Here is a 26,434-nt window from a genome sequence, read left to right on the forward strand (position 1 = left end):
ATGGAGTGGAGGCGTGGACGATGGACTTATATGGAACTCAAAAAGTGAACGAAAAAGGGCATTTAGTTATTGGCGGGACAGACGCTGTTGACCTTGCTCATGTTTATGGTACACCGCTCGTCGTCTATGATACTGCGTTATTTCGGAAGCGGGCCGCAGGTTTTCAAGAAACGTTTAAAAAAATGGGGATCCAAGCTCAAGTAGCATATGCGAGCAAAGCATTCTCTTCGATTGCTATTTATGAATTGGCAGCTCAAGAAGGATTGTCCTTAGACGTTGTCTCTGGAGGAGAACTGTTTACTGCGGCGAAAGCGGATTTCCCGAGGGAACGCATTCACTTCCATGGAAATAACAAAAGCTATATGGAATTGAACTATGCTTTTGATGAAAAAATAGGCTGTATTGTCGTCGATAACTTCTTAGAACTTTCAATGGTTAAAGAAATCGCAGCTACAAGAAGACAACAAATGAAAGTTTTGCTGAGAGTCACACCAGGCGTTGAAGCGCACACACATGAGTTCATTACAACTGGACAAGAGGATTCCAAGTTCGGATTCGACTTGAAAAATGGCCAAGCAGATAAAGCCTTTGGACTTGCTTATGATGCACCGTACCTTCAACTGCTGGGGCTGCATTGTCATATTGGTTCTCAAATTTTTGAAACGGATGCTTTTACTCATGCAGCAGAAGCATTGATGGAAAAAATGCAAGTATGGAAAGAAAGTTATTCGTTTGTATGCACTGTTCTGAATTTAGGAGGGGGCTTCGGCATCCGTTACACCGAAGAGGATCATCCTTTGGAACCTGCTCAATATGTGGCGGAAATGGCTGAAGTAGTTCTGGAACTTTCGAAGAGCTGGAACTATCCACTCCCTGAAATTTGGATAGAGCCCGGTCGTTCTCTTGTAGGGGACGCGGGGACAACCCTTTACACAGCTGGAAGTGAAAAAGAAGTGCCTGGCGTTCGCACATACATTGCAGTTGATGGCGGGATGTCGGATAACATCCGTCCAGCACTATATAATGCAAATTATACGGCGGCAGTAGCAAATCGCATGACAGCGCCTCATGATACTACCGTTACAATAGCGGGAAAATGCTGTGAATCAGGCGATAAGCTCATTGTCGATGCGAAGCTCGCTAATGTTACGGAAGGCGATATTCTTGCTGTGTTTTGTACGGGTGCATATACGTACTCGATGGCAGGGAACTATAACAGGTTTCCCAGACCTGCTGTTATTTTTGCAGAAGAGGGGCAGCATCAGCTTGTCATTAGACGAGAAACGTATGAAGATATTACTCGTTTAGATCTCTCCTTGCAACAGAAGGTGAGGAAAGAATCGTAATGAAAAAGCGTAACCTTCTATTGTTTTTGGGAATTGTCATCATGGCATTAGTATGGGGAGCGGTCTATTGGTATTTTGTTGTTCCAATTATCGATCCTCGCTAAGACTATAGTTGATAAATGATGGACATTCCTGTAAAATCGAGCAGATAGTAATATTGAAAGTGAAGGGATACCCATGAAACTTGTTCGTTATAAAAAAACGTATCACAAAATAGCAATGGGATTTCTTTCATACAGTTCCGGTGATCAGCCTGTCAGACAACTTCAAGAAACAATGACGCGCTATGAAACAGACGATAACTGGGAAATGTATTTAGTAAAGGAACAAGAAGATCTCATTGGAATTGTCGGTGCTGAAGTTGCAGACCATTCTTTTGTCGTTCAACATCTTTCCATCAATCCCTCTTTCAGAGGAGAAGGAATTGGAAAAGAGATGGTTGCTAAGCTGCAAGAAGAATTTCCAGACAAAACGCCCTATGGGAATGAATATACGGATGCATTTGTCAGCAAATGTGTTCTGGAAGAAGCAAGAGCGGAACGCTAACGTCCGCTCTTCTTCTTTTCGTCTCGAAGTTTTAGAATATCACTTCTATCCCGTAGCATATGTTTATGAATAACGTCATCGCTTCCGCTTACGAGTAAATCTAGGTTTTGCTTAGTCCTGTTAATCGCCTCTTTTAGTTCCTGGGATTCGATTTTAATTTCGAATATGCCAAATGGCTGCTCATTTGAAATCTCTGATTTTGCGATAGTAACGTCTGAAATTAGTTGATCAAAATCAACGATGTTCTTATATTCATCGTATACAGGAGGCAGTGTGGTGAATCGGTGAAGCGCTTTTGAAATAGTTCTTGAAGCTCCATCCAGGTTTCCTCGTCTCCAATGATACATCCCGGTAGACAGAAGAATATAGGCCGTAAGCGGATGAGATTTTGAGTATCTGGGAATCGACTTCCAATACTCTTCTAATACTTCATGGCCCTCGAAATAGTCTTGGTTGTCATTAAAATAAACAAGAAACTCCACGAAGAGCGGATGAAAATAAGGGTGCATATCGTCACTCCTTTCATAAGTCCATCTGCTGTGAGCAGAAAAGGTGAAAAAATGTCTTATAATGTAAAGCTGGATGCATTTGAGGGTCCACTCGATCTATTGCTGCATCTGATCAATCGTTTGGAAATTGATATTTATGATATTCCGATGGCGCAGCTGACAAACCAATACATAGAACATTTGCATGCAATGCGTGTACTTGAACTAGATGAGCTAAGTGAATACCTGGTTCTTGCTGCTACGTTGATAGAAATCAAAAGCAAAATGCTGCTTCCTGTACATGAAGGCGATGTATTCGATGACGAAGGGCTAGAATTCGATATGGAAGAAGATCCTCGTGAAGAATTGATTGCACGAATTCTCGAGTACAAAAAGTTCAAGGAAGCAGCTGTTCAACTAAAAGAGTCTGCTGACGAACGCGCAGTTCACTTTACGAAACCGCCGACAGAAGTGGACGCATACGGGGTCATAAATCCAATTGACCCAGGAGATGAACTCAACGTGTTCGATCTTATAGGTGCATTCCAGCGTATGCTTCAGCGCAGAAGACTGAAAACACCTATGACTGCCAGTATAACAAATAATGAAATCTCTGTCGGTGATAAGATGGACGAAATCATGAGCCGGGTAGAACGTAAAGGCGGCACGTGTGATTTTGAAGAGTTGTTTGAAGAAGGTGACATCAGCGGGTTAATCATCACATTTTTGTCGATTCTAGAGCTGATGAAGCGAAGCGATATCATTGTAGAACAACACGGGAACTTTGACAGATTAAAGATACGAATGCAAATGGAGGAACAATCGCATGAATGAACGTGATACTCTAGCAGCTACCATAGAAAGTTTTCTTTTCGTTGCAGGTGAAGAGGGGCTGACGTTAAAACAACTTGCTGCATTGACTGTTTCTACGGAAGGGGAAGTGACAGATGCGCTGGAACAGTTGCTTAAAGGATACGAAGAACGGAAAAACAGCGGAATTACATGGCGTCAGTATGGCGGAGTCTTTCAACTCGTGACTAAAGCAGAATATGCAGAAGATATCAAGCGTTTGTTTGAAAACCCTCCATCTAAAATGATGACACAGGCAGCACTTGAAGTGCTGGCAATTATTGCATACAAACAGCCGGTCACTCGAGTGGAAGTGGATGATGTCCGGGGAGTGAAATCTGAACGAGCCATCCAGACTCTTTCCTCCAAAGGATTTATTATGGAAAAAGGCCGTTTAGAAGCTAGCGGCCGACCAATTCTTTATGCAACGACTGCTTATTTCTTAGATCGTTTCGGATTAAACTCACTTGAAGATTTACCGCCTTTGCTTCAAGAAGCGGAAGAAGATGAAGACACTGACTTATTCTTAACGAAGTTCCAGGACATACTAGAAGCACAAGAAGAAGGAGGAAATAGTGTTTGAAAAAAGTGCTGGCAATACTAATGCTTTGTGCTTCAATTGTACTCATGCCGATTCCGCCAGCGACTGCTGCGGTGAACACATCATGGGTGGTGATCGATGCAGACACCGGAAGACTATTGGATGGGGCTAATCCTCATGAACAGTTACCGATTGCGAGCTTAACAAAAATATGGACCGCACTGACATTTATAGAATCAGAGCCAGCGGAAGAAAAAACTGTAATCTCTTCTCAGGCAGCGTCAGCAGAAGGCTCATCCATTTACTTGGAGCCAGGCAGTGAGGTTTCTACAAATGAGTTATTGCATGGTCTTATGCTGAGATCAGGAAACGATGCGGCCATGGCCCTTGCTGAACATGCGGGAGGTTCAGAAGAGGGGTTTGTACACCTGATGAACGAACAAGCGGAACTTTATGGACTGACGAACACTCACTTTACGAATCCATCAGGTCTGCATGATGAAAAGCATCTGTCTACCGCGTATGATACTGCGATGATGCTTTATTTCGGAATGCAAAATGATGCGTTCCGGGACATTGCCTCTGCAGAACGGTACACCCGGACAGGTGAACAACCTGGCGTTTGGGAGAACAAACACCGTCTGATTACATCTGATACAGATGCGGTCGCGGGTAAAACAGGATTTACAAAAGCGGCTGGCAGGACATTAGCGACCTACTTTGAAAAAAACGGCAAGAAAGTGATTGTTGTGACATTGAACAGTGGAAATGACTGGAGCATTCACAAATCCCTTGCCTCTAAGGTTTTTAAAGAATACTCAATCGTAACAATTGCTAAAAAAGGCGAGTATGCGGTATTGCCCGGGATCACAGCACATCTCAAAAAACCCATAAAAGTGTTGCTGAATCAGGAAGAGAAGAGTAAAGTTAGTTCAGTCATGCGGATTCCGCGGAATGAGACGCAATCATCATTTGGTCAATGGACAGTTTCGCTAGATCAAGAGCCATTGGTGACTTCGGAAGTTGAACTTAAACGCGAATGAAATCTTTTTGTCTGAAAAGATACCTAGAACGTTGAAAACTTTTGCAGCAGAGGACTCTTTAAGCCTCTGTTTTTTCTATTTTTATGAAAAAGTGGATAAGCTAATGGAGAGAGATCGTTTTCCTTCATTTCTAGCCTATTAGGCGGTCTCCTTTTCATTTGTATAAAAATATGACATAATTTTTGAGACTGAAGAATGAGGTGACGGAATTGGAAAGACTACAAAAAGTATTAGCGCGTGCCGGTGTTGCATCCCGGAGAAAAGCAGAAGGATTAATTCTGGAAGGCAAAGTGAAAGTGAATGGATCCGTTGTAACGGAGCTTGGTACAAAGGTGTCGGCTTCAGATAGAGTTGAAGTTGAAGGCATTCAAGTTGTAAAAGAAACATTCGTCTATTATTTGTTATATAAACCAAGAGGCTATATCTCTACAGTGCACGATGAAAAGGGACGAAAAACAGTATTAGACCTTCTTCCGGGGGTTGAGCAGCGGATTTTCCCTGTTGGCCGTTTGGATTATGACACTTCAGGCGTGATTATCATGACAAATGACGGGGACTTTTCATACACAATGACACATCCAAAGTTTGGTATCCGTAAGCAGTACATTGCGAAAGTGAAAGGTGTCCCAACCCGGGAAGCACTGAAGAAGCTGGAGAATGGAATTGTACTTGAAGACGGCTTGACTGCTCCTGCAAACGTTAAAATGCGTTCAATGGATAAAAAAGCTCAAACTGCCCTTATTGAAATTACAATTTCGGAAGGCAAAAACCGGCAAGTTCGCCGGATGTTCGATGCTATCGGCTGTCCAGTGGTGAAATTGCGCCGTGAATCATTTGCGAACCTGACAACAATAGGATTAAATGCAGGGGAAGCGCGTGAGCTGACTACTCATGAGGTGAAACAACTCCGTGTTCTAGCGGAAACCGGTAAAATCGGCTAATTTGTGACACAAATGTTTCACAAAACACTCATGAACTAAGCCGATTAAAAAACACTTCTTTGTTATAATTAAGGATGCTATGTACGATTCGGAGTACCAATGTCAGGGGGTAGTGAAGTGGCTAAGATGGACAAAAAGAAGAAGCGCCTAATTGTTAGAGGAGCGATCTTACTAATCTTGGCGGCAGCCATTGTCTTTGCACTTACTTCTAAGAAAGAAACAAAAGTGCTTGCTGTCGGAGATAAAGCACCGAACTTTGAATTGTTGAATATGGATGGGGAAAAAGTGAAACTCTCTGATTACGAAGGACAAGGCGTGTTTTTGAATTTTTGGGGAACATGGTGCCCTCCGTGTAAAAAAGAAATGCCGTATATTGAAAAGCATTTCAAAGAATTCACGAACAAAGGAGTCCAAGTTCTATCGGTGAATATTGGCGAATCCGAATTTAAAGTGGATACGTTTATTAACCAATATGAATTGACATTCCCGGTCCTTATCGACAAAAACAAAAGTGTGAGCCGGAACAGTTATAATGTAGTTCCGCTGCCGACAACGATGCTGATTGACAAAAACGGTGTCATTAAAAAAATTATTACGCGTGAAATGAGCGAAGCTGAAATTGTGTCTCTTATGGAGAGCATTCAACCCGAATAAGGAGCATGGTATCCAATGAGCAAAATTAAATGCCAGTGCGGTCACGAAAATCCTTTCGGAACCGTCCTCTGCGAAAAGTGTGGCCGACCACAAACTGATGACGCTAAAAATAGTGAAATGGTGGACATGCGTTATGAAGGATCTGCCAGACGTTCGCAAACGTATAAGAAATCGATAATCGACAAGATTTGGAACTTCTTCTCGAGTGTTAAAATTGGTGTCAGCATTATTATTGCAGTTTTATCGACATCCGCAATAGGTACGATTTTTCCACAAAAGTTTTATGTTCCGGTAAGCGGGAATGATCCATCTGAGTACTTGGCTTATTATGAGCGCCTATATGGCACGTTCGGGAAAATTTACTATCAGCTCGGCTTTTATGATATGTATAATAGCTGGTGGTTTAAAATCTTAATTGGCATGCTTGGAACCTCAATCATTATTGCCAGTTTGGACCGTGTAATTCCGCTGTATAAGTCACTCAAAAAGCAACGGACAAAACGTCATCCGTCATTCATGAAGCGTCAGCGTATTTATGGGGAAAGTGACATCGCTAATTCTGATGAATCTCTTGAAAAAGCAGAAAAAGCCCTTAAAGACTTACATTATAATGTTAAGGTCGAAGATGGAGCAATTCTAGCTGAGAAGAACCGATTCGGACGATGGGGCCCATACGTTAACCATACAGGACTAATTATATTTTTATTAGGTGTGTTAATGCGCGGTATTCCTGGGTTTTATGTCGATGAAACGATGTGGATCCGCGAGGGAGAAACTCGGGAGATACCAGGGGCACCAGGATATTTACTTGAAAACGTCGACTTCTCTGTCGAAACTTATACGAAAGATGAAGCAGATGCTGTTTTCGGTGAAGCACTTGAAAAAAATGGAGATATCGTGAAGGAATTCAAGTCGGACGTAAAGCTGTATAAAGAAAAAGAAGGTTCTTTACCTGGTTCTTCTGACGTTGAGTTCATGAAAGAATATCCCATTATTGTTAACAAACCGTTGAAATTTGATGGATATAGTATTTTCCAAATGGATTATAAAACGGGTGAATTGAAAACGATGACGTTTACGTTAATGAACAAAAAGACAGAAAAATCGCTGGGCGAATTTACAATCGATCTTAACGAACCGGCTAAGGATTACGATCTTGGTAATGGATCATCCATTGAACTCATGGAATATTATGCGGATTATGATGGGATAGTTGATGGACAGCCTTCTTCTAAGTCCCCAATTCCTAATAACCCGGCCTTTATATTCAATATGAAGACACCTGAGCATCCCGATGGTGAGAAAAGTTTCGTTGCGATTCGTCAAACGCTTGAAGTGGAACCGAATGATTACGAAGCGAAATTTCTTTCTGCTGAAACTAGAGATGCTTCAGGTTTGACAATTCGTAAAGACAAAACCCTGTATATTCTCTTGCTAGGCGGTATTGTCTTTATGATTGGTGTGATCCAAGGATCTTATTGGCAGCATAGAAGAATTTGGATCCAAAAAGGATCAGGTTCAGAAATGCTAATTGCGGCACATACTAACAAAAACTGGTATACACTTAAAAAAGATTTGGATAAAGTAAAAGAAATAGCTGCTCTTCCAGCGTATACCGATAAACAGGACAAAGAAGCTGTCAATGATACGACGGAAGGAGATACAAACTAATGGATTACTCTGCATTAAGTGCGAATTTGCTGCTAGTGTCATTTATCGCATACCTCGTCGGCACCTTCTTTTTCGGAGGGGCTGTAAAAGTTTCAAAGACAGAAAAAACCTACAAAGATAGTATGTGGGGTAAAATCGGGATTGTTGTGACAATCATCGGATTTGTGTCTCAACTTGGATATTTCATTACCCGTTGGATAGCTGCGGGGCATGCACCTGTCAGTAATATGTTTGAATTTACGACTGCATTCAGCATGATGCTTGTCGGTTCATTCATTCTCATTTTCTTTATCTACAAAACGCCTTCTCTTGGGTTGTTTGCGTTGCCGATTGCAATTGTTATTATTGCCTACGCAAGTATGTTCCCAAGAGAGATAACTCCTCTAATTCCAGCACTCAAGAGTTATTGGTTAACCGTACACGTTATTACAGCAGCACTTGGTGAGTCCATTCTTGCGATTAGTGCGGTTGCAGGCCTGATCTATCTAGCTAAGAATGTAGATTTGACGAAGAAATCAAAAGAACGTTTTTGGCTGGAAGCTGTCATGTTCACTGTCGTTCTAGTTCTTGGATTTGTTGTTTCATCTACAGCATTCAGTCTCACAGGTTACGAGGCGGATTTCAATTATGTCGATAAAAATGGCAAAGCGTCTGAAATGACGTATAACATGCCTCCTTTGTTCGGGATGAGTGAGTACGAACAAGTTACAACAGATACAATGAAACCATGGTTCGAAATGCCAGCAATCGTCAATGCGAAAACACTTACGACATTTGTTTGGTCACTATTTACGGGAATCATTCTCTATATTCTGATCAGACTCATTTTCCGACGACCGATTGCAGCACTGTTGCAGCCATTCGCAAAAAAGGCCAATTCACAATTGATGGATGAAATCGGTTATCGGTCTGTACTTATCGGCTTCCCGGTATTCACACTTGGGGCTTTAATCTTTGCAATGATCTGGGCACACGAAGCTTGGTCACGATTCTGGGGCTGGGACCCTAAAGAGGTATGGGCATTGATCACGTGGCTATTCTACGCTGCATTCCTTCACCTTCGCCTATCACAAGGATGGGAAGGTAAGAAATCGGCATGGCTTGCTGTTGCAGGGTTTGTTATCATCATGTTCAACTTGGTAGCTGTCAACCTGATCATCGCTGGTCTACATTCATACGCATAAAATAACTGTGCAGCAAACCCGCTGCACAGCTTTTTCATGTCTAATTTCCTTAAATACCTGCATAATCTGCATTGCAATAGCGGTAAATAGGTATACTAGTTTCTTTTTTTACTCTGGACAAGTACAATGAAAGAAGTAGTTTTGAAAGGAGCAATCGTCAATGGATGAAAACGTAAAATTGCTCGTCGTGGACGACGAAGACCGGATTAGACGGCTTCTGACAATGTACCTCTCTCGTGAGGGTTATGAAATGGACGAAGCATGTGACGGCGCAGAAGCGCTTGAAAAAATTGAAGAAAATCATTATGACTGTATCTTATTGGATGTCATGATGCCTGAAAAAGATGGAATGGAAGTATTGGAAGAACTGAGAATAGCTGAAAATCAAACACCTGTAATTCTGCTGACTGCAAAGGGGGAAGAATCCGACAGAGTTTCTGGATTCGAAACAGGTGCGGATGACTATATTGTTAAGCCATTCAGTCCGCGTGAAGTTGTATTGCGTGTGAAAGCATTATTGCGCCGCACAGGATCGTTTAACGGAGCACCCAGCACAGCCACGTCTAAGGATTTAGTTGTGTTCCCGCAGCTTACAATCGATCACGATGCTCATCGGGTTACTGCTGAAGGAAAAGAAGTCAGTTTGACACCAAAAGAGTACGAACTGTTGTATTTCTTAGCAAAAGCACCGGATAAAGTATTTGACCGCGAGCAATTGTTAAAAGAAGTATGGCACTACGAATTTTTCGGCGACCTCAGAACGGTCGACACACATGTAAAACGCTTGAGGGAAAAATTGAACAGAGTCTCTGAACGGGCTGCTAAAATGATTGTGACCGTATGGGGTGTCGGTTATAAATTTGAGGTTCCATCAGAATGAATCGAATATGGAACTCAATCGTCGGGAAGCTATGGGCAACCATATTGCTTCTCGTTTCATTTGTCCTGTTTATTGTCACGGCACTGTTATTAGAGTTCTTTGATAATTTCCATACTCGGCAAGCAGAAGAAACGCTGGCACGAGAGGCTAAGACTGTCGGCAGTATTATCATCGATCACGAAAACGAATCGGCTATGAAGCTTGTCGTCAATGATATTCTGAACAACGGCACTCATGCAATGGTTGTCGGAGACAACGGTCAAGTTGCGTATTCATTCCATGATGGTATGTCAAATGCTCAATCGATTGAAGAAAAGATTTTAAGTGATAAATTATTCAGCAAACGAAATGATGAGAATGCCTCTAAACAAATGATTCTTCCTTCATTATCTGAAAAAGAAGTTTCAGAACGCTATATTGTATCATCCACTCCATTACCAAATGAAGGTAAAGGTTATGTTGTTTTATACCAAAGTTTTGAAGCCATTCACGATACGACTAAATGGACAACTCATATTGTATTGCTATCTGCATTTATCGCGTTCATATTGACAACATTTTTCGCTTTCTTCCTATCAACGCGTATCACAAGACCTTTACGTCAAATGAAAGAAGCGGCATTTGAATTATCTAAAGGGAATTTCGATGCTCGAATACCGGTGAAACAAAATGATGAAATTGGCCAGCTCTCTACAGCATTCAACCAAATGGGCCGCCAATTGAAATACAACGTGGAACTTATAAAACAGGATAAAGAACAATTATCGAGTATTTTAACGTCCATGACAGATGCGGTGATTACATTTAATCGGGATAACACGATCCTGCTAAGCAATCCGCAAGCTGAAAAAGTATTGCAGAAATGGTCATTTATCAATCAAGATTCAAAAGAATTGCTGCCACCGGAAATTATTCATATGTTGGAGCATGCTGTTATGTTCGCAGAAGAAGTAGATGCTGAATTAGAGCTTGGGAAACGATTTTTTGTTGTTAAAATCAGTCCGCTTTACAGTAAAAACAGCATCCGAGGCGCAGTAGCTGTTCTGCGGGACATGACTGAACAGCATCAGCTGGATAAATTGCGCTCAGACTTCATCGCGAATGTATCTCACGAACTAAGAACGCCAATCTCTATGCTTCAAGGGTATAGCGAGGCAATTTTAGATGGTGTTCCGGAGACTGTTGAAGAAAATCATGAAATGGTAAAGATCATTCATGACGAATCGCAACGGATGGGAAGACTTGTGACGGATTTGCTTGATCTTGCCCGCATGGAATCCGGACATATGCGCTTGTACAAATCAGAGATGGCAGTCGTACCTTTTTTGGAACGGATGCGAAACAAATTCATGCAAGTTGCGAAAGATGCTAAAGTCGATTTGGAAGTGGAGCCAAACGGGGCGGATACGTTGCATCTTCAAGCGGACGAAGATCGTATTGAACAGGTGTTCACCAATTTGATCGACAACGCAATTCGTCATACACCTGACGGAGGGCGTGTGAAACTTTCTGTTGAAAAATATCCGAAATCTGTTGCGATTTCTGTCATTGACACAGGGAGTGGAATACCTGAAGAAGACCTGCCATTCGTTTTTGAACGTTTTTACAAAGCTGATAAGGCTCGCACACGCGGTAAAAGCGGTACTGGGCTAGGTCTTGCCATCGCTAAGAATATTGCGGAGTCTCATGGCGGGAGTATTAGTGCTAAAAGAGGTGATATAGAAGGCACGATCTTCACTTGCGTCTTGCCTCTTCAGTAAATTACGTGTAACTAATAGGAAAGTTAGCCGTCAACTTATGTGAACGAGGAGGATGATTGTGGACGACTCCGTATTTCATCATTTATATGAAACGTATCATCATGATGTATTCAACTTCTTGACATACTTGACGAAGGACCGTCAGCTTGCAGAAGATTTGTCTCATGAAGTATATGTGAAAGCGATTCGTGCCTATTCCTCGTTCGAGGGACGGAGCAGCGAAAAAACATGGCTGTTTGCCATCGCCAAAAATGTATCCATCGATTACTTCCGAAAAAAGACCGTACGCAGTAAATATGACGCAACATTTTTTGACTGGGAAACAGATGAGATACAAGCGAAAGATAAGACACCAGAGCAGCAATCGATTGACAAAGAAGTGATGAAAGCGATTCTTGAAAATCTGGACACGTGTACAATCGATCAGCGTCTTGTCATCATTATGCGCTATTTTAATGACTTGTCGATTACAGATACAGCTGAAGTACTCGAATGGACAGAAGGGAAAGTGAAAACAACGCAGCATCGCGCTTTGAAAAGTTTAAGAAAAAAAGTGGCATTGGCAGAATTAGAGAGGGGGGAGCCAAGTGGATCACGAACGAAAAGATGATGATTTGGAGAAACTCCTGCACTCTATGCCAAAAATAGATGATACTCGTTCCAAGGACGAACTTCTGGAGCGGTTAAAAAACGACAAGCGGCTTACGGATATTTCAGTCACACCGGTACGGAAGAAAAGACGCATCGTTCCCGTTATAGCGGCTGTTGCGGCAATTATACTCGTTGCGATATTGATTCCTTCTTTCATGAACTCCATGAATCCAGGGAAACAATCAGCGGATCAGGCAATGCCGAAGAGTGATTCGAAGATAGCTCCTGCGGAGTCAATAGAAGAAGAGGGGGAGAACTTTGCGAGAGATGCTTCTTCAGAATCTGCCGCTTTAATGGGAGGGGCTTCGCAATATGCAGTGTTCCCTGCCGACTTGGATGGCGGTACTATAATGAATATCGGTTTGCAAGACGCACAAGCTGTCAGTATTCCTGTTTCTATACTTCTGACAAAAGAAGAATTAGAGTCTAAAGGGTTAACGGTCTCCTCAACAGATCTGGAGCTGTACAATGCATTTGCTGAGGAGTTGGATGAACAATCTTTAGGTTTTGAACCCATGCACCCCATAGATGCGACATTTACTGAAGATGGAGATCGATTGAGTGTTTTCCTGAATGACGAGCACGAATATGACCTTTCAGCTGCTAAACAAGAAGTGTTTCTGCATTCTCTCCAGCAAACGTTTCCTTCTTATCGCGAGATTAACATTTTAGATGCATCCGGGAACCCAGCAGAGTTTGACCAGGTTGGCCAGCTAGAGCCCATCCATATGCAAAGTGGTGAGTGGCACACGCCGTTTTACGTTTACCATCAGGAAAATGGCCAGGAGTTGCTTTCACCTGGCTTCATGCAGCAGGCGGGGTCGTTTGAAGAAGCCCTCCGTCTAATGCAGACGGCACCAAATGATTTGTTTGCTCCAACGATTCCTAAAAAGCTGAACCTCACTGTTAAGCTTAAGGATGGAATCGCAGAGGTAACATTCAGCGACACTGTCCAACTTGATTCGATGCCGATGAATGAAGCGAGTCAAATGATCGATGCGCTTTTGTTAACAGCTTCAAGTTTCAACGTTCAGTTAAAACTGGGTCATGTTGAACCGCTTGATTGGAATGGGTTGAATTTCAAAGAGACGCTGCCGCAGGCAATAGGTTCAAATCCGTTGCCATTCATTCATAAGTAAACCGCAGTCTGTAAACATACAAGTTTACAGACTGTTTATTTTTCTGTATACTAATGGTGTAACAAAATATTGATTCATCTTCGGGGCAGGGTGTAATTCCCGACCGGCGGAAATGGAAGCGAAAGCTTTTTAGCCCGCGAGCTTAACAGCAGATTCCAGTGAGATTCTGGAGCCGACAGTATAGTCTGGATGGGAGAAGGTGAAGGCGAAGCCGTCTTTTTGTCTGTTTGACAACGGCTTGTTTAAGTGCGAGCATTCTTTTGAATGCTGGTGTCTTATTTAAACGCGTCTACTCACTCCCTTTAGCATGTATTTGCTTTAGGGTTTTTTAGCGGGACAGACGAAAGATTAGGCAGAACCTTTCCTCTTTGTGAAGTGAATCGCAAAAGGAGAGAGTAGCATGAACAGCAAGAAATTACGGGTGATGATTTTAGTCGCAATTCTAGGCAGCATTTCAACAGTTCTTATGCAGTTTAACTTCCCGCTGCCTGCACTTCCAGGATTTCTAAAGATTGACTTCAGTGAAATTCCCGCAGTATTGGCGGTAATGACACTCGGACCGGTCGCAGGGATTCTTGTGGAGCTATTGAAGAATGTTCTACATTGGTTTTTATCAGGAAGTCCTACTGGGGTACCAGTTGGGGAAATCGCGAACTTTGTAACAGGCATCTTATTCATCATGCCGATTTATTTTATCTTCAACAAATTCCGTAACTCTCGCGGCTTAACTGCAGGGCTTATATCGGGTACAATTTCCATGGCGGTTGGCATGAGTCTCTTAAATTATTTAGTCTTCTTGCCAGCGTACACTTATTTCTTAAATGCACCGCCAGTAACAGGAGACGGACTTTACAAAATGATTGTCTTAGGAATCTTGCCGTTCAACCTTATTAAAGGTGCAATTCTAATGGCGATTTCACTGCTTTTGTTTAAGAGTATGCAAAATTGGATTTCTCAGCAGCATCGTAAATTATCAGTGTGAGAATAGAAAAAAAACAGGCTGTCCGCAAGTGCGGGCAGCCTGTTTTTTAGTCTTCATATTTAAGTGGATCGCCTTCGAATGGATCATCAGCAATTTTAATGGAGTCTGTGGGACATCCATCAAATGCATCTTCAAGGTCCTCCAGCAGTTCTTCTGGAACTTCAGTATTTCCCGTGTTATCATCGAGGATAACAAACGCAATTCCTTCATCATCATAATCATAAATATCAGGCGCTGCAGCTCCGCAAGCTCCACAAGCGATACATGTGTCCTGATCTACAATCGTAAACTTTCGAGTAGACATGTTCGTTCTCTCCTCTTTTCTTCGCACTAGCAACTAGGTACTTCATCCATTCTAAAACGGTTTTCTGCAGTTTTCAACCTTTAACCACTAGAAAGTAGGGATTCTTCGTGAAGTTGAGTTCAATAATTTTAAAGATCGCTGAAAAAATGGATGGGCAAAGGTCTTTAAATGCAAGTTTACATGTCTTGCGTGGAAAACGATCTGGGCAAACCCTTCAAGATGTAGATTATTTTTCAGTGAAACCGTACTTTTCAATTCTACCTAAACTGTCCGAATCCACTTTTACAGAAGCGATTACCTCCCTTCAGCGTTCGGAATTGATCAATGAAACAGAGGGGCTTGTCACTGTCACGGAAAAAGGAAGGCAACTAGCCAAAGAGTTACGGGAATATCACTTTGATGGCTGGCAATATCGAGGCCGGGAAGAAATCTTCTTTTTGCGATTGGTTTTACTCGTACAAACCCTATCCCAGTTACGAAACTCTCAAAATTCCTTTTATCCGATCACGAATGATCGGAAAATCCAGCAGTTTGTGAAAAAGGTATTACGAAGTCTGCAGGACACACGTCAAAATAGCGCGCGTTCATTCGCAGAGGAGCTGATACTTGCGGTGGAAATGACGGGAATATCCGACCTGCAAGCATCTTTGCTTACTCACCGTTTAACTGGTGCAGAAGCAACAGGATGGACGTGGGAACAGCTTGAGGAATGTACAAGGGAAGACGCCGATAGTTTACAACTGGAATTTCTAGAAGCGATTCATCGATTAATTACTGTGTCGGAATGTGAAAAAGCTGAAGAAACCCTGCCGATTTTAAATCAGCTTGCGGGTGGTATACGTATTGAATCGCCGCTGACAGATTCAACGGCCATTACAAAGAGGTTATTTGACCAGGGATTACCTATGGAAGAAATAGCATTAATTCGACGGTTGAAGGTAAATACAATAGAAGATCACATTACAGAAATTGCAACAAATGATGATAACTTTCCGATCTTAAGATTTGTAGATCAGGCGGATATAGAAGCGGTTCAGCAAGAAATTAAAAAGAATGATGTGAAAAGGCTGCGGGTATTAAAAGAAAAGTTTCCCCATTTATCCTATTTTCAACTGCGTCTCATTTTAAGTACAACGAAAGGAGAGCTCGTGTAATGGATCTTCATCATGAACTAAAAAAGCGATTCGGATTCGATGAATTCCGTCCAGGTCAAGAAGACGTCATTCGCTCTATATTGAAACGGAACGACACAATTGCCATATTGCCAACAGGCATGGGGAAGTCGTTATGCTACCAGCTGCCTGGTCAACTGCAGGATGGACTGGTGCTCATCGTTTCCCCTCTCGTTTCCTTAATGGAAGATCAAGTGGCCAGTATTCGAAAAAGAGGGGAAAAACGCGTTGCAGCAGTGAATTCATTTCTATCATCGGAACAAAGAAAATACTTATTCGATGAAATCCATACGATTAAATTCTTATTTGTTTCGCCTGAAATGATCAGCCGTCCGGATATGACGAATTTTCTAATGAGATTACCGATTTCAATTCTGGTGGTGGACGAAGCACATTGTATTTCTCAGTGGGGATTCGACTTCCGTCCTGACTATTTGCGATTGGGAGAGTTCATCCGCTTAGCGGGAAATCCCCCGGTTCTCGCATTAACTGCTACTGCTGATGCAAAAGTAGAAGCAGATATTATTCACTACTTACATATGTCTAACCCGAATGTAATCCGTCAATCATTAGACCGGCCGAACTTAACGTACACAGTTCAACAACTGGAAATGGAAGCCGATAAAACAACTTGGCTGAAACAACGATTGGCGACAACTAAGGGTCCTGGGATTATTTATGTTTCTTCGAGAAAGCGTGCTGAAGAGCTGACACATATACTTCAACAAGAAGGGATCTTAATTGCTTCTTACCACGCCGGAAAAGAAGCGGGAGACCGGAATATTATTCAACAGCAGTTTTTGACAGGGGAGTTGTCCTGGATCTGTGCAACGAATGCTTTCGGTATGGGCGTACACAAAGATGATATCCGTCAGGTTATTCATGACCAAATGTCTGCTTCTGCAGCGGCGTATGTTCAGGAAGCGGGCCGTGCGGGTAGAGATGGTAAACCCTCAAGTGCTGTCTTGTTATATGTAACGGATGATGAGCAGAAAGTTCGCTTCATTGTACAACGGGACCTGCCAGATGAGCCGCAAGTCCATCACTTTGTCTCCATGAGGGCATCTGGTGAGTCAGTGGAATCATCGGCAGAGCTTGCTGGTATTTCTGAAACGAGCTCAAGATTGATTCAATATTACCTGGAAACACTTTCGGTTGATGATGTTCTTAAAACGTTCACAAAGTTAAAGTACGACAAAGAAGAGAAGTTAAGAGAAATGATTGCCTATGTCCACGCAAAAACCTGTTTACGTGCACAATTACTCTCTTATTTTGATGAAATTTCGCAGGAACAGCACGATTCATGCTGTTCCGTATGCGGTACAGCTCAGGATAGCTGGCTTTTAAGTAACGAGAGCAGCGGGAATCGGAGAAGACTTCTGCAATGGGAGGAGAGAATTCGACTATTGCTTTGTTAGGAGACCGGATTGCCGTTTACTTTTACGACAAAATTCGTCATAATAAAGATATAGTAATAGGGGATAGGAGAATGCCACTATGACAAAAAGTGACTATAACTCAGAATTCGAAGATAATAGAAAAGAGATTGATTTAGATGACGATACTAAAGAGGATCTTCCCTCTCGTGTAAAACTGCGTCAGAATAAAAATGGGACACCTAAGCGTAAAAAGAAAGAATCGCGCAAAGGACTAACTTTGATCAATATTATTCTAGTGCTCTTCACACTTATACCGATTGGAATATTTGTGTATGTGCTTTCGGATTTGTATAATCCTAAAGAGGATTCAAACGTTAAGATTGACTCGTCGGACGTGACATATGAACTTGGTTCAAGTCAGTCACCGAATTCTTCTGACGATGTGACCGCCGATTCCAATGGAAGTAAAGAAGATGATGATTCAAAAGCGGAAGAAGACGCTGAAAAAGATGTGCCTGATAGTTCTGCAACCCCGGAACAGAAGCCTGTTGCTAAACCGAAACCGGATCCGAAGCCAGAGCCTAAGCCAGATCCGAAACCGGATGCAAAACCAGAATCCAAACCGGATCCTAAGCCGGAAACAAAACCGGATTCAAAACCAGAAGTAAAGCCAGCCGGGAAATCACATACCGTTCAACCGAACGAAACACTTTACCGGATTTCTGTGAATTATTATGGGTCAGGCAGCGGAGTAGAAAAAATCAAAGCTGCTAACGGGTTATCATCAAATTCAATCAGTGTTGGACAGATGCTGATTATTCCTTAATTACAAATTTCGAAAAGGCAAAGTACGCTGACTTTGCCTTTTTCATATGGCGGGTGAATGTATGAAGTTTTTCTGGATTAGTATTCGTACGCTGTTCATTTGTCTAAGCATATTGTTGGGAAGTATGTTTTACAGTGCTCATCGTATTTCTTTAAAGACCCATCGCATGAACGTGAAGTCCGTGCCGGAGAACGATGCGGAACTTACTGTGTTTTTCATAAGTGATGTGCACCGGAGACGGATACCGAAAAAATTATTGAATAAAGTTCAATCCAGGGCAGGTTCAGTGGATCTCGTTATTATTGGCGGTGATGTCGCTGAGAGAGGTGTCCCTTCAGATCGAGTGAAAAATAATGTCTTAAAACTATCTTCCTTAGGTCCGGTTTACTATGTTTGGGGCAACAATGACCGTGAAATAGGAGAATCTGCAATTCGGGATATTATCGCTGCTGTTGGAGGGGTAGTACTTGACAATAAAAGTGTTCGTATTCCTGAACATCCTGATTGGATTATCAGTGGTGCCGATGATCCTTCAAGCGGAAATACAAACTTGAAAGAAGCTGTAGGTTTTGAACAAGACTATATGTATCAGCTTGTGGCGGTTCATAATCCATCGCTGTTCAATAAGATTCTGCAACTATCCAAACCTGAGCTTCTAGTAGGAGGTCATACGCATGGCGGCCAAATTCGTTTCGGGCCTTTCGGGATGCAGCCTAGAGGGGAATTTAAAGAGCAACGGGAGTATTCACAACTAATTAGCAACGGATTTGGAACCACATTAGTCCCATTACGATTTGGTGCTCCGCCAGAAACGCACTTAATTACAATTCAGTATAAAAAAAGGAGTGGAGAAAGCTGATATGCTTAAAACGGATGCAATTATTATAGGGGCAGGACCTTGTGGGTTATCTGCTGCTATCCATTTACAACGGATAGGTCTCGATGTGCTGCTTATTGAAAAAGGGAGTATTGTTAACTCGATTCATCGCTATCCAACACATCAGACATTTTTTAGTTCAAGCATGAAATTATCGATTGGCAATATTCCATTTATCACCGCGAAAGATAAACCTCAACGCAATGATGCGTTAGTATACTATCGAACAGTTGCTGAGCTTGAACAATTGACGATTAACAGCGATGAGACAGTTCTATCGGTAGAAAAGACAAACAACGTGTTTCATCTTAGAACGGATAAGGCAGAATATGAAGCGCCATACGTTGTTGCAGCGACAGGTTATTATGATCAGCCGAACCGTCTTGAAGCAGTCGGTGCAGATTTACCGCACGTTCATCACTATTTCAAAGAGGCACATCCTTACTTCCAAAAAAATGTAGTAGTTATTGGCGGTAAAAACTCTGCCGTTGACGCTGCACTGGAACTTGAACGCGCCGGAGCTAACGTGACCGTCGTATATCGCGGATCCTCCTATTCACCAAGTGTGAAACCTTGGATTTTACCGGGATTTGAAAGCTTGGTGAACAACGGCAAAATCAGAATGATCTTCCAAGCGTCGGTTGATGAAATTACAAGTGAAAGTGTCCGTATTCGTTCAGGAGCAGGGATAGATGTAATCCCGTCTGATGCCGTATTTGCTATGATTGGTTATCATCCGGACTATAACCTTTTGGGGAGTATGGGGATCCAGTTGGAACAGGATAGCGGGTGTCCGATATTTAACGAAGAAACGATGGAAACTTCAGTTGAAGGTCTGTATATTGCAGGTGTAATTGCTGCCGGTAATAACGCTAATTCAATTTTTATTGAGAATGGCCGCCATCACGGTGAAGCAATCGCATATTCAATATCCGAAAAAATGAAAGCAAAGTGTTAACAGAATAGGAAATTCTTTCTGTATTTGTGATATAATCACCCTGATTGGGGGTGCGAAGCTTGATAATTTTGTTTACAGTTGCAATCGCTCCGTCACTGGCATTATTCAGTTATCTTTATTTGAGAAAAGAAATCTCAAGGGAACCTTCGCGCACTCTTTTTCAAGCGTTTGTTTACGGAGCGGTCATGACGTTTCCAATCTTGTTCATTCAACATGTTTTTGAACAGGAGCAAGTCTTCTCGAATGAATTTTTACAGAATACGGTGTTTACGGGTGCTTTAGAAGAATTTTTCAAATGGCTGATTTTATTAGTCTTTGTATATAAAAACTTTGAGTTTGACGATACCTACGATGGAATTCTTTTTGGGGCGAGTGTATCTCTGGGATTCGCGACAGTTGAAAATATCTTGTTTTTGTTCACTTTTGGTTTAGATACAGCTTTTATTCGTGCGTTATTACCGGTTTCCAGCCATGCGTTGTTTGGAGTCGTAATGGGGTATTATTTTGGGAAATCTAAATTTGCAGTTTCAACAAGTAAAAAGTGGAATTTAGCCATTGCACTTATTTTCCCTTTTCTATTACATGTTACGTACAATGCAATCTTGGAAATCCATGATTTATGGGTATATCTAATGATTCCATTCATGCTTTTTTTATGGTGGTTTGGGCTAACCAGAGTGAAGTATGCACACGTTTTTGCCATGAGACAATTTCAAAAGAGATCAAGATGAGACCATCCGTACCTAACGGGTGGTTTTTTTATGCTTTCATGCAGCAATTCGTCATAAATCCAGTAATTTAGGACAGTCTAAGTGTACTAGCAGAACGACTGGAGGAAATGACATGAACAAAACAATACGCACCTTGTTAATTGGCTTTTTCTTATTTGCAGGAATTCAATTATCACTATCAACTGATTCTCAGGCTTTTACAGACCGGGAACTTGCAAAAGGGACGAAAGGAGATGATGTTATTGAACTTCAAGCAAGACTTCAATATATCGGATTCTTTAAAGGGGAAATAGATGGAAACTTTGGATATCAAACGTATTGGGCATTGAGGGAATTCCAAGAGAAGTATGGAATGCCAATTGACGGAATCGCGGGATCTAAAACGAAAAAGAAGTTAACTTCGGTATCTTCATATGATAAAAAGTTTGTCATGGACAACATAAATAACGGCAAAGAATTTACCCACTATGGAGGAAAACCTTTGTCGTCTCAAGTTAAAGGCGGAACAGCTGCTAAAAAACCGAGCACACAAGTTCCTTCAAAATATAGCGGGGACGATTTGAAATTGCTGGCGAATGCTGTATATGGAGAGTCCCGCGGAGAACCTTATGAAGGCCAAGTTGCAGTTGCCGCGGTTATTTTAAATCGTATCGAACATCCTGATTTCCCGAATACAGTTGGAGGTGTGATTTTCCAGCCGGGAGCTTTTACAGCGGTTTCAGATGGACAAATTTGGCTGGAACCAAATGAAAGAGCAAAAGAAGCAGTAATTGACGCTATGAATGGCTGGGATCCTTCTGAAAACGCAATTTATTACTTTAATCCTGTGACAGCAACGAGTAAATGGATTTGGTCGCGTCCTCAAATCAAGAAAATAGGGATGCATGTTTTTTGTAACTAAAGAAAACGTATTTCCTTACTCCCTACCCATAACTTTTACAGAAAGCAGGTGCAGTACGTACTTATGAAAAAAATAATATTTCTCGCTGTATTCGCGATTGTTTCGTTATCAGTGTATTCCTATTCAATAGCTGGTCAAAATAAGGATCTGCAAAATGCGTTGTCCGTTCAATATGCCAAAAACATATCCGATGCCTCTTCTAAATTGCGTGACCTTGACGTGGCCGTTAAGAAAACGCTGCTATTCAATGAAGGAGAGGGTGATCTTGAGGCTCGTGAGGATATTTGGAGATTATCTTCTGATATTCAACAATCAGTCGCTTCACTGCCTCTGGATCAACGATTTTCGACAACATGGATGAACTACTTAGGGCGATTAGGAAAGTTTTCGAAAGAAGGGGATGAACGCACGGATCCTAAAGAGTTTCACAAAGTAATGGATCGCGCATCTGAAAATATCGAAAGCCTATCTGACCAGTGGTCGATCGCAACTGCAGATATGGCAAGTGGTAATCTTTCAATGGCAGAATGGCAAGACCGGCTGGATGGGGAGAAAGCGACTTTTGACTGGAAAGGATTAAGTGCCTCCATTCAGCAATATACAGAAAGTGATTTTCCGCTTACTGCCAGTGAATCAGATGCATTGAAGAAAAAGGAATTGAAACATATTAAAGATCCAGAGGTCACAAAAGAGGAAGCGCTCAACAAGTTCAAAAAACTATTTCCGGATGTATCTAAACAAGTCATTGACACAACAGACAGTAAGCCTGGTGCGGCCTATCCGTTTTACCATATTCGATTTGCTGACCAAGACTCAATAGGATATATCGATGTTACACAAAAAGGCGGTCATATTCTATCCTTCCTGACAGAGCGTCCTGCTGGCCCGGGTACAATGGAATTGGAAAGTGTTCGAGCTCGTGTCGAAACGTTTCTAAAAGATTCAGGATATACAGATGTGGTGTATGAAGAAGTTCGAGAAAATGATACAGCGTTCCATTTTGTTTATACACGAGTGGAAAAGATGCATCAGGCAAAAGTGTTGTCAGATACGATTCAGGTCAAAGCAGCTAAAGAAGACGGCCGCATTCTGGGTCTCAACGCAGCAGAGTATATCCGGAAAGAGCAGCTTAAAGATCAGCCGATGATAAAAATCGATTGGAAGACCTTTTTCCATCAGAACGTAAAAGTAAATAAGCAAGACCTGGTTTACGTTGAAAACGAACACGGAATCCAACGGCTCGCATATGCGTTAACAGTCACTTTGGAAGAAAACGGGCAAGTCGGCACCTACGTCGTTTTGGTGGATACAGAAACTAAAGATGTCATCAGAACCGAAAAGCAAGCGTAAATAAGGATTGGAAAATCCCGGTTATCATGTCATAATACTAGTATGAACTCATGACAGGTGGCGGTTTTATGAAGCTTGCACTAGGGACTTCAATCACAATAGACAAGGATTACACAGAAGAGGGCGAAAAATTTAAAAGTCGTGTCGTAGATATCGGGAAAGATTGTGTAATGATCGATTATCCCACTCATCTTGAAACAGGAAGAACAGCCTTTTTCATCGACGGCACACAGCTTCTGGTCTCTTTTGTTGACGAATTAAAAATGGCTTACGTCTTTAAGACAGAAGTAATGGGAAGATTGAACCGAGGAATTCCGATGCTTCAGCTCACGTATCCCGGAGATACGGAATTAATTAAAATCCAGCGCAGAGAATTTGTACGTGTAGATTCCCCTTTGGATGTAGCAGTCGATAAAGACGGCAACATTCATCAACTTGTTGCTGAGGATATTAGTGCAGGCGGTATGGCGGTCAATTTGGCGAAATCGAATTTTGAAGAAGATGATATCGTGAAGTTGACAATCGTCCTTCCGTACGCAAATAACTCGATTAAATACGTGCGTGTGAACGCGAGAATTGTTCGGATTTGGGAGAAAGATGGCCGTCGCATCGCATCGATGCAGTTTGACCAGATTGATCAAGAATCTCGTCAGCAAGTCATCCGCCTGTGTTTTGAACGACAATTGAAAAAACGGAACGAATAGGAAAAGGTCTTTGCAAATAAGACTTTTTCCTTTTCGCTATGGTACAATGTTCTCGAATTGAGTACGGGGGTAGTGGATATGGATAAAGGTATACAAATCGCAATAGATGGACCTGCTGCTGCAGGTAAAAGTACAATTGCAAAAATAACAGCAACAAAGTTGGGCTATACATACATCGATACGGGTGCAATGTACCGTGCTCTGACATATAAAGCATTGGAAGAGCATATAGATGTATATGACGATGAAGCTCTCACTCATTTATTAGAGCGGATCGACATTGAACTAACACCTACTGAAGAAGGACAAATTGTGCGGGTGGACGGAGAGGATATTACAGAAGCCATTCGTTCACAGGAAGTGACATCAAATGTTTCTGCGACGGCCGCGCAGCCGCATGTCAGAGAGCTGATGGTGGAAAAACAACGCCTTCTGGCTAATTCTAAAGGTGTTGTAATGGACGGAAGAGATATCGGTACGGCAGTATTGCCGAACGCTGAACTGAAAATCTTCATGACTGCATCCGTTGAAGAACGTGCGGAAAGACGTTTTGCCGAGAATACAAAAAGAGGCATCAATCGTTCAATGGCTCAACTCTGCAAAGATATTGCGGATCGGGACAAAGCGGATACAGAGCGTATTGCCTCTCCATTGAAACAAGCAAGTGATGCCATTTTTATCGATACAACATCTATGAGCATTGAACAAGTTGCAGATGAAATTATTCAGCATGCGGAAGAGAGGAAACGGCCATGAATCTATACCCTCTTGGAAAAGCATTATGTACTGCGGTATTAAAGCCGTTTTATCGGATTAAGGTGATCGGACAAGAGAATTTCCCTAAAGAGCAAGGTGTTCTTTTGTGTACAAACCATATCGATAATTTAGATCCGCCTGTTGTTGGCTTGACCGCACCGCGTCCTGTACATTTCATGGCGAAAGAAGAGCTCTTTCAGCTGCCTGTCTTGAAGGCAGTTCTGCCTAATGTGAATGCATTTCCGGTAAAACGCGGACTCAGTGACCGGCAGGCCATTCGCAAAGCACTCGAATTACTCCGCTCCGGACAAGTAGTTGGAATGTTTCCTGAAGGAACGAGGAGTAAAACTGGTGAATTAGGGAAAGGATTAACAGGAGCAGGTTTTTTTGCACTTAAAGGAGATGCCTTAGTCATGCCATGTGCGATTATCGGTCCTTATCGTCCATTCAAACAGCTGAAAGTGGTCTACGGGGAACCGATTGACATGACACCTATGCGTGAACGCAAAGCTTCTGCGGAAGAAGCGACAGAAGCGATTATGGACGCTATCCAAATGCTCATAGAAAAAAATTCCTAACAAATAAGTTCAATTTTTTGTTTTTGTGGGTATATTCCAATAGTATAGAACTATGATCAATATGGAGGAGGACTACATATGACTGAAGAGATGAATGTAGGAGCTATGGACGGATATAATGAAGGAGATCGCGTGACAGGTAAAGTAACAAAAATTGAAGACAAATCTGTCACTGTAGAAATTTCTGGAGCACCATTTGACGGCGTGATTCCAATCAGTGAATTATCTAGTCTTCACATTGAAACAGCATCAGACGCAGTAAAAGAAGGCGATGAGCTCGAGCTTTCTATCATTAAAGTTGAAGATAATACGTTCGTATTGTCCAAACGTAAAGTGGATGCGGAAGATGCTTGGGATACATTAGAAGAGCAATTTAATAATGCTGTCACAATTACAACTGAAGTGAAAGATGTTGTAAAAGGCGGTTTAGTAGTCGATTTGGGAGTACGCGGATTCATACCAGCATCGTTAGTTGAAGATCATTTCGTTGAATCATTTGAAGACTATAAAGGACGTACTATGGACTTTAAGATTGTGGAAATGGATAAAGAGAAAAACCGTTTGATTTTATCCCATCGTGCAGTTATTCAGGAAGAGAAGTCTTCTAAAAAAGAAGAGATTCTGGCGGATCTTCACGAAGGGGACGTGCTGGAAGGAACTGTACAGCGGATCGCTTCATTTGGTGCGTTTGTAGATTTAGGCGGAGTGGATGGTTTAGTACACATTTCACAAATCGCACATGGTCACGTTGAAAAAGTGTCAGATGTCCTAAAAGAAGGCGACAAAGTTGAAGTGAAAATTTTAGCTGTCGATCGTGATTCTGAAAGAATCAGTCTTTCTATCAAAGACACGTTAGCGGGACCGTGGGAAGGAATTGAAGAAAAAGCTCCTAAAGGTGCAGTTCTCCAAGGGACTGTAAAACGCCTCGTTTCATACGGCGCTTTTGTCGAAGTATTCCCAGGGGTCGAAGGTCTTGTGCATATTTCAAGAATTTCCCACGACCACATTGGCACGCCTAACGAAGTACTGTCTGAAGGACAAAATGTAGAAGTTAAAGTATTGGATGTCAATCCTAACGACAAACGTCTATCTTTGAGCATTAAAGATTTGACTGATAAAGAAGAAGACACATATGATGGCTATGAAATGCCTGAAGAGCCGTCTGGTTTCTCAATCAGTGATGTCATCGGAGATCAGTTAAAAAAGTTCTCTAACTAATAAGG

General features: G+C 42.0%; 28 protein-coding genes and 1 riboswitch. Of the genes, 26 read left to right on the forward strand and 2 right to left on the reverse strand.

All coding sequences use genetic code 11. The features are described from left to right. The first annotated feature begins 20 nt into the window (after nt 1-20). Together lysA and PGH26_RS05475 are read left to right on the forward strand one after the other, a co-directional pair. A complete protein-coding gene (gene lysA, locus PGH26_RS05470) occupies nt 21-1,346 on the forward strand; it encodes a diaminopimelate decarboxylase (RefSeq protein ID WP_323692999.1) in 1,326 nt (441 codons plus the stop codon). A 177-nt stretch (nt 1,347-1,523) separates the two neighbouring features. Beyond that, nucleotides 1,524-1,892, forward strand: coding sequence for a GNAT family N-acetyltransferase (locus PGH26_RS05475; protein ID WP_323693000.1), 369 nt, complete (start codon nt 1,524-1,526; stop codon nt 1,890-1,892). Here the strand turns inward: PGH26_RS05475 and PGH26_RS05480 are convergent. Then, nucleotides 1,889-2,401: a DUF309 domain-containing protein gene (locus tag PGH26_RS05480; RefSeq protein WP_323693001.1), complete on the reverse strand. Its 513-nt coding sequence runs from the start codon at nt 2,399-2,401 to the stop codon at nt 1,889-1,891. The two genes, PGH26_RS05475 and PGH26_RS05480, sit on opposite strands and share 4 nt — an antisense overlap. Nucleotides 2,402-2,452: 51 nt before the next feature. On the opposite strand from PGH26_RS05480, the gene PGH26_RS05485 reads away from it, so the two are divergent. From PGH26_RS05485 to PGH26_RS05540, 12 genes are all read left to right on the forward strand, one after another. Next, nucleotides 2,453-3,214, forward strand: a complete 762-nt coding sequence (locus tag PGH26_RS05485; protein WP_323693002.1) for a segregation/condensation protein A — start codon at nt 2,453-2,455, stop codon at nt 3,212-3,214. Next, nucleotides 3,207-3,812 carry an SMC-Scp complex subunit ScpB gene (gene scpB, locus PGH26_RS05490; RefSeq protein WP_323693003.1) on the forward strand — a complete coding sequence of 202 codons (606 nt, stop codon included), beginning with the start codon at nt 3,207-3,209 and terminating at the stop codon, nt 3,810-3,812. The genes PGH26_RS05485 and scpB overlap by 8 nt, the downstream gene beginning before the upstream one ends. A gap of 5 nt (nt 3,813-3,817) precedes the next feature. After that, nucleotides 3,818-4,813 carry a D-alanyl-D-alanine carboxypeptidase family protein gene (locus PGH26_RS05495; RefSeq protein ID WP_323693468.1) on the forward strand — a complete coding sequence of 332 codons (996 nt, stop codon included), beginning with the start codon at nt 3,818-3,820 and terminating at the stop codon, nt 4,811-4,813. Between the two features lie 209 nt (nt 4,814-5,022). Beyond that, entirely contained in the window at nt 5,023-5,754 is a 732-nt protein-coding gene (locus PGH26_RS05500) for a pseudouridine synthase (protein WP_323693004.1), read from the forward strand. A 126-nt stretch (nt 5,755-5,880) separates the two neighbouring features. Then, nucleotides 5,881-6,408 (forward strand): thiol-disulfide oxidoreductase ResA, encoded by a 528-nt coding sequence (gene resA / locus PGH26_RS05505; protein ID WP_323693469.1) that lies wholly within the window; start codon nt 5,881-5,883, stop codon nt 6,406-6,408. 15 nt (nt 6,409-6,423) lie between these two features. Next, on the forward strand, nt 6,424-8,079 hold the full coding sequence (gene resB, locus PGH26_RS05510; RefSeq protein WP_323693005.1) for a cytochrome c biogenesis protein ResB: 1,656 nt from the start codon (nt 6,424-6,426) through the stop codon (nt 8,077-8,079). Next, nucleotides 8,079-9,263 (forward strand): c-type cytochrome biogenesis protein CcsB, encoded by a 1,185-nt coding sequence (ccsB, locus tag PGH26_RS05515; RefSeq protein ID WP_323693006.1) that lies wholly within the window; start codon nt 8,079-8,081, stop codon nt 9,261-9,263. The genes resB and ccsB overlap by 1 nt, the downstream gene beginning before the upstream one ends. Before the next feature lie 160 nt (nt 9,264-9,423). Beyond that, the gene (locus PGH26_RS05520) at nt 9,424-10,143 is read left to right on the forward strand and encodes a response regulator transcription factor (RefSeq protein ID WP_323693007.1); all 720 of its coding nucleotides are present in this window, start codon (nt 9,424-9,426) and stop codon (nt 10,141-10,143) included. After that, nucleotides 10,140-11,903, forward strand: coding sequence for an ATP-binding protein (locus PGH26_RS05525; protein WP_323693008.1), 1,764 nt, complete (start codon nt 10,140-10,142; stop codon nt 11,901-11,903). Before PGH26_RS05520 ends, PGH26_RS05525 begins: the two co-directional genes overlap by 4 nt. 58 nt (nt 11,904-11,961) lie before the next feature. After that, the gene (locus PGH26_RS05530) at nt 11,962-12,513 is read left to right on the forward strand and encodes a sigma-70 family RNA polymerase sigma factor (RefSeq protein ID WP_323693009.1); all 552 of its coding nucleotides are present in this window, start codon (nt 11,962-11,964) and stop codon (nt 12,511-12,513) included. Continuing rightward, nucleotides 12,491-13,693, forward strand: a complete 1,203-nt coding sequence (locus PGH26_RS05535) for a hypothetical protein (protein ID WP_323693010.1) — start codon at nt 12,491-12,493, stop codon at nt 13,691-13,693. The genes PGH26_RS05530 and PGH26_RS05535 overlap by 23 nt, the downstream gene beginning before the upstream one ends. Before the next feature lie 72 nt (nt 13,694-13,765). Then, a riboswitch (FMN riboswitch) is annotated at nt 13,766-13,898 on the forward strand. Nucleotides 13,899-14,093: 195 nt separating this feature from the next. Then, the gene (locus PGH26_RS05540) at nt 14,094-14,675 is read left to right on the forward strand and encodes an ECF transporter S component (protein WP_323693011.1); all 582 of its coding nucleotides are present in this window, start codon (nt 14,094-14,096) and stop codon (nt 14,673-14,675) included. A gap of 46 nt (nt 14,676-14,721) precedes the next feature. On the opposite strand, the gene PGH26_RS05545 is transcribed toward PGH26_RS05540, so the two are convergent. After that, nucleotides 14,722-14,979 (reverse strand): ferredoxin, encoded by a 258-nt coding sequence (locus PGH26_RS05545; protein ID WP_025784917.1) that lies wholly within the window; start codon nt 14,977-14,979, stop codon nt 14,722-14,724. Nucleotides 14,980-15,086: 107 nt separating this feature from the next. Between PGH26_RS05545 and PGH26_RS05550 the strand changes: the two genes are divergently transcribed. From PGH26_RS05550 to rpsA, 12 genes are all read left to right on the forward strand, one after another. Next, nucleotides 15,087-16,133: a YpbB family protein gene (locus tag PGH26_RS05550; protein WP_323693012.1), complete on the forward strand. Its 1,047-nt coding sequence runs from the start codon at nt 15,087-15,089 to the stop codon at nt 16,131-16,133. Beyond that, nucleotides 16,133-17,569: a RecQ family ATP-dependent DNA helicase gene (locus PGH26_RS05555; RefSeq protein ID WP_323693013.1), complete on the forward strand. Its 1,437-nt coding sequence runs from the start codon at nt 16,133-16,135 to the stop codon at nt 17,567-17,569. Before PGH26_RS05550 ends, PGH26_RS05555 begins: the two co-directional genes overlap by 1 nt. A gap of 79 nt (nt 17,570-17,648) precedes the next feature. Beyond that, nucleotides 17,649-18,356, forward strand: a complete 708-nt coding sequence (locus PGH26_RS05560) for a LysM peptidoglycan-binding domain-containing protein (RefSeq protein WP_323693014.1) — start codon at nt 17,649-17,651, stop codon at nt 18,354-18,356. A 61-nt stretch (nt 18,357-18,417) separates the two neighbouring features. Further along, entirely contained in the window at nt 18,418-19,215 is a 798-nt protein-coding gene (locus PGH26_RS05565; protein ID WP_323693015.1) for a metallophosphoesterase, read from the forward strand. 1 nt (nt 19,216) lies between these two features. Next, nucleotides 19,217-20,191, forward strand: coding sequence for a YpdA family putative bacillithiol disulfide reductase (locus PGH26_RS05570; RefSeq protein WP_323693016.1), 975 nt, complete (start codon nt 19,217-19,219; stop codon nt 20,189-20,191). Between the two features lie 59 nt (nt 20,192-20,250). Beyond that, on the forward strand, nt 20,251-20,922 hold the full coding sequence (prsW, locus tag PGH26_RS05575; protein ID WP_323693017.1) for a glutamic-type intramembrane protease PrsW: 672 nt from the start codon (nt 20,251-20,253) through the stop codon (nt 20,920-20,922). A 112-nt stretch (nt 20,923-21,034) separates the two neighbouring features. Next, nucleotides 21,035-21,823: a spore cortex-lytic enzyme gene (gene sleB / locus PGH26_RS05580; RefSeq protein ID WP_323693018.1), complete on the forward strand. Its 789-nt coding sequence runs from the start codon at nt 21,035-21,037 to the stop codon at nt 21,821-21,823. Nucleotides 21,824-21,886: 63 nt separating this feature from the next. Next, on the forward strand, nt 21,887-23,173 hold the full coding sequence (locus tag PGH26_RS05585) for a PepSY1/2 domain-containing protein (RefSeq protein WP_323693019.1): 1,287 nt from the start codon (nt 21,887-21,889) through the stop codon (nt 23,171-23,173). A 68-nt stretch (nt 23,174-23,241) separates the two neighbouring features. After that, nucleotides 23,242-23,877 carry a flagellar brake protein gene (locus tag PGH26_RS05590; RefSeq protein WP_323693020.1) on the forward strand — a complete coding sequence of 212 codons (636 nt, stop codon included), beginning with the start codon at nt 23,242-23,244 and terminating at the stop codon, nt 23,875-23,877. A gap of 78 nt (nt 23,878-23,955) precedes the next feature. Then, a complete protein-coding gene (gene cmk / locus PGH26_RS05595; RefSeq protein ID WP_323693021.1) occupies nt 23,956-24,633 on the forward strand; it encodes a (d)CMP kinase in 678 nt (225 codons plus the stop codon). Continuing rightward, a complete protein-coding gene (locus tag PGH26_RS05600) occupies nt 24,630-25,211 on the forward strand; it encodes a lysophospholipid acyltransferase family protein (RefSeq protein ID WP_323693022.1) in 582 nt (193 codons plus the stop codon). Before cmk ends, PGH26_RS05600 begins: the two co-directional genes overlap by 4 nt. 78 nt (nt 25,212-25,289) lie before the next feature. Beyond that, entirely contained in the window at nt 25,290-26,429 is a 1,140-nt protein-coding gene (rpsA, locus tag PGH26_RS05605; RefSeq protein ID WP_323693023.1) for a 30S ribosomal protein S1, read from the forward strand. The last annotated feature ends 5 nt before the right edge of the window (nt 26,430-26,434 follow it).

The organism is Sporosarcina jeotgali (assembly GCF_033304595.1).
GTDB lineage: Bacteria > Bacillota > Bacilli > Bacillales_A > Planococcaceae > Sporosarcina > Sporosarcina jeotgali.

Bases quoted from the DNA above. Each gene is read 5' to 3' on its own strand.
- PGH26_RS05590 (WP_323693020.1), top strand. From the start codon at position 23,242: ATGAAGCTTGCACTAGGGACTTCAATCACAATAGACAAGGATTACACA.
- ccsB (WP_323693006.1), top strand. From the start codon at position 8,079: ATGGATTACTCTGCATTAAGTGCGAATTTGCTGCTAGTGTCATTTATC.
- scpB (WP_323693003.1), top strand. From the start codon at position 3,207: ATGAATGAACGTGATACTCTAGCAGCTACCATAGAAAGTTTTCTTTTC.
- rpsA (WP_323693023.1), top strand. From the start codon at position 25,290: ATGACTGAAGAGATGAATGTAGGAGCTATGGACGGATATAATGAAGGA.
- PGH26_RS05555 (WP_323693013.1), top strand. From the start codon at position 16,133: ATGGATCTTCATCATGAACTAAAAAAGCGATTCGGATTCGATGAATTC.
- PGH26_RS05545 (WP_025784917.1), bottom strand. From the start codon at position 14,979: ATGTCTACTCGAAAGTTTACGATTGTAGATCAGGACACATGTATCGCT.
- PGH26_RS05480 (WP_323693001.1), bottom strand. From the start codon at position 2,401: ATGCACCCTTATTTTCATCCGCTCTTCGTGGAGTTTCTTGTTTATTTT.
- lysA (WP_323692999.1), top strand. From the start codon at position 21: ATGGACTTATATGGAACTCAAAAAGTGAACGAAAAAGGGCATTTAGTT.
- cmk (WP_323693021.1), top strand. From the start codon at position 23,956: ATGGATAAAGGTATACAAATCGCAATAGATGGACCTGCTGCTGCAGGT.
- PGH26_RS05565 (WP_323693015.1), top strand. From the start codon at position 18,418: ATGAAGTTTTTCTGGATTAGTATTCGTACGCTGTTCATTTGTCTAAGC.
- PGH26_RS05540 (WP_323693011.1), top strand. From the start codon at position 14,094: ATGAACAGCAAGAAATTACGGGTGATGATTTTAGTCGCAATTCTAGGC.
- resB (WP_323693005.1), top strand. From the start codon at position 6,424: ATGAGCAAAATTAAATGCCAGTGCGGTCACGAAAATCCTTTCGGAACC.
- PGH26_RS05520 (WP_323693007.1), top strand. From the start codon at position 9,424: ATGGATGAAAACGTAAAATTGCTCGTCGTGGACGACGAAGACCGGATT.
- PGH26_RS05600 (WP_323693022.1), top strand. From the start codon at position 24,630: ATGAATCTATACCCTCTTGGAAAAGCATTATGTACTGCGGTATTAAAG.
- PGH26_RS05485 (WP_323693002.1), top strand. From the start codon at position 2,453: ATGTCTTATAATGTAAAGCTGGATGCATTTGAGGGTCCACTCGATCTA.
- PGH26_RS05570 (WP_323693016.1), top strand. From the start codon at position 19,217: ATGCTTAAAACGGATGCAATTATTATAGGGGCAGGACCTTGTGGGTTA.
- resA (WP_323693469.1), top strand. From the start codon at position 5,881: ATGGACAAAAAGAAGAAGCGCCTAATTGTTAGAGGAGCGATCTTACTA.
- PGH26_RS05585 (WP_323693019.1), top strand. From the start codon at position 21,887: ATGAAAAAAATAATATTTCTCGCTGTATTCGCGATTGTTTCGTTATCA.
- PGH26_RS05560 (WP_323693014.1), top strand. From the start codon at position 17,649: ATGACAAAAAGTGACTATAACTCAGAATTCGAAGATAATAGAAAAGAG.
- sleB (WP_323693018.1), top strand. From the start codon at position 21,035: ATGAACAAAACAATACGCACCTTGTTAATTGGCTTTTTCTTATTTGCA.
- PGH26_RS05525 (WP_323693008.1), top strand. From the start codon at position 10,140: ATGAATCGAATATGGAACTCAATCGTCGGGAAGCTATGGGCAACCATA.
- PGH26_RS05475 (WP_323693000.1), top strand. From the start codon at position 1,524: ATGAAACTTGTTCGTTATAAAAAAACGTATCACAAAATAGCAATGGGA.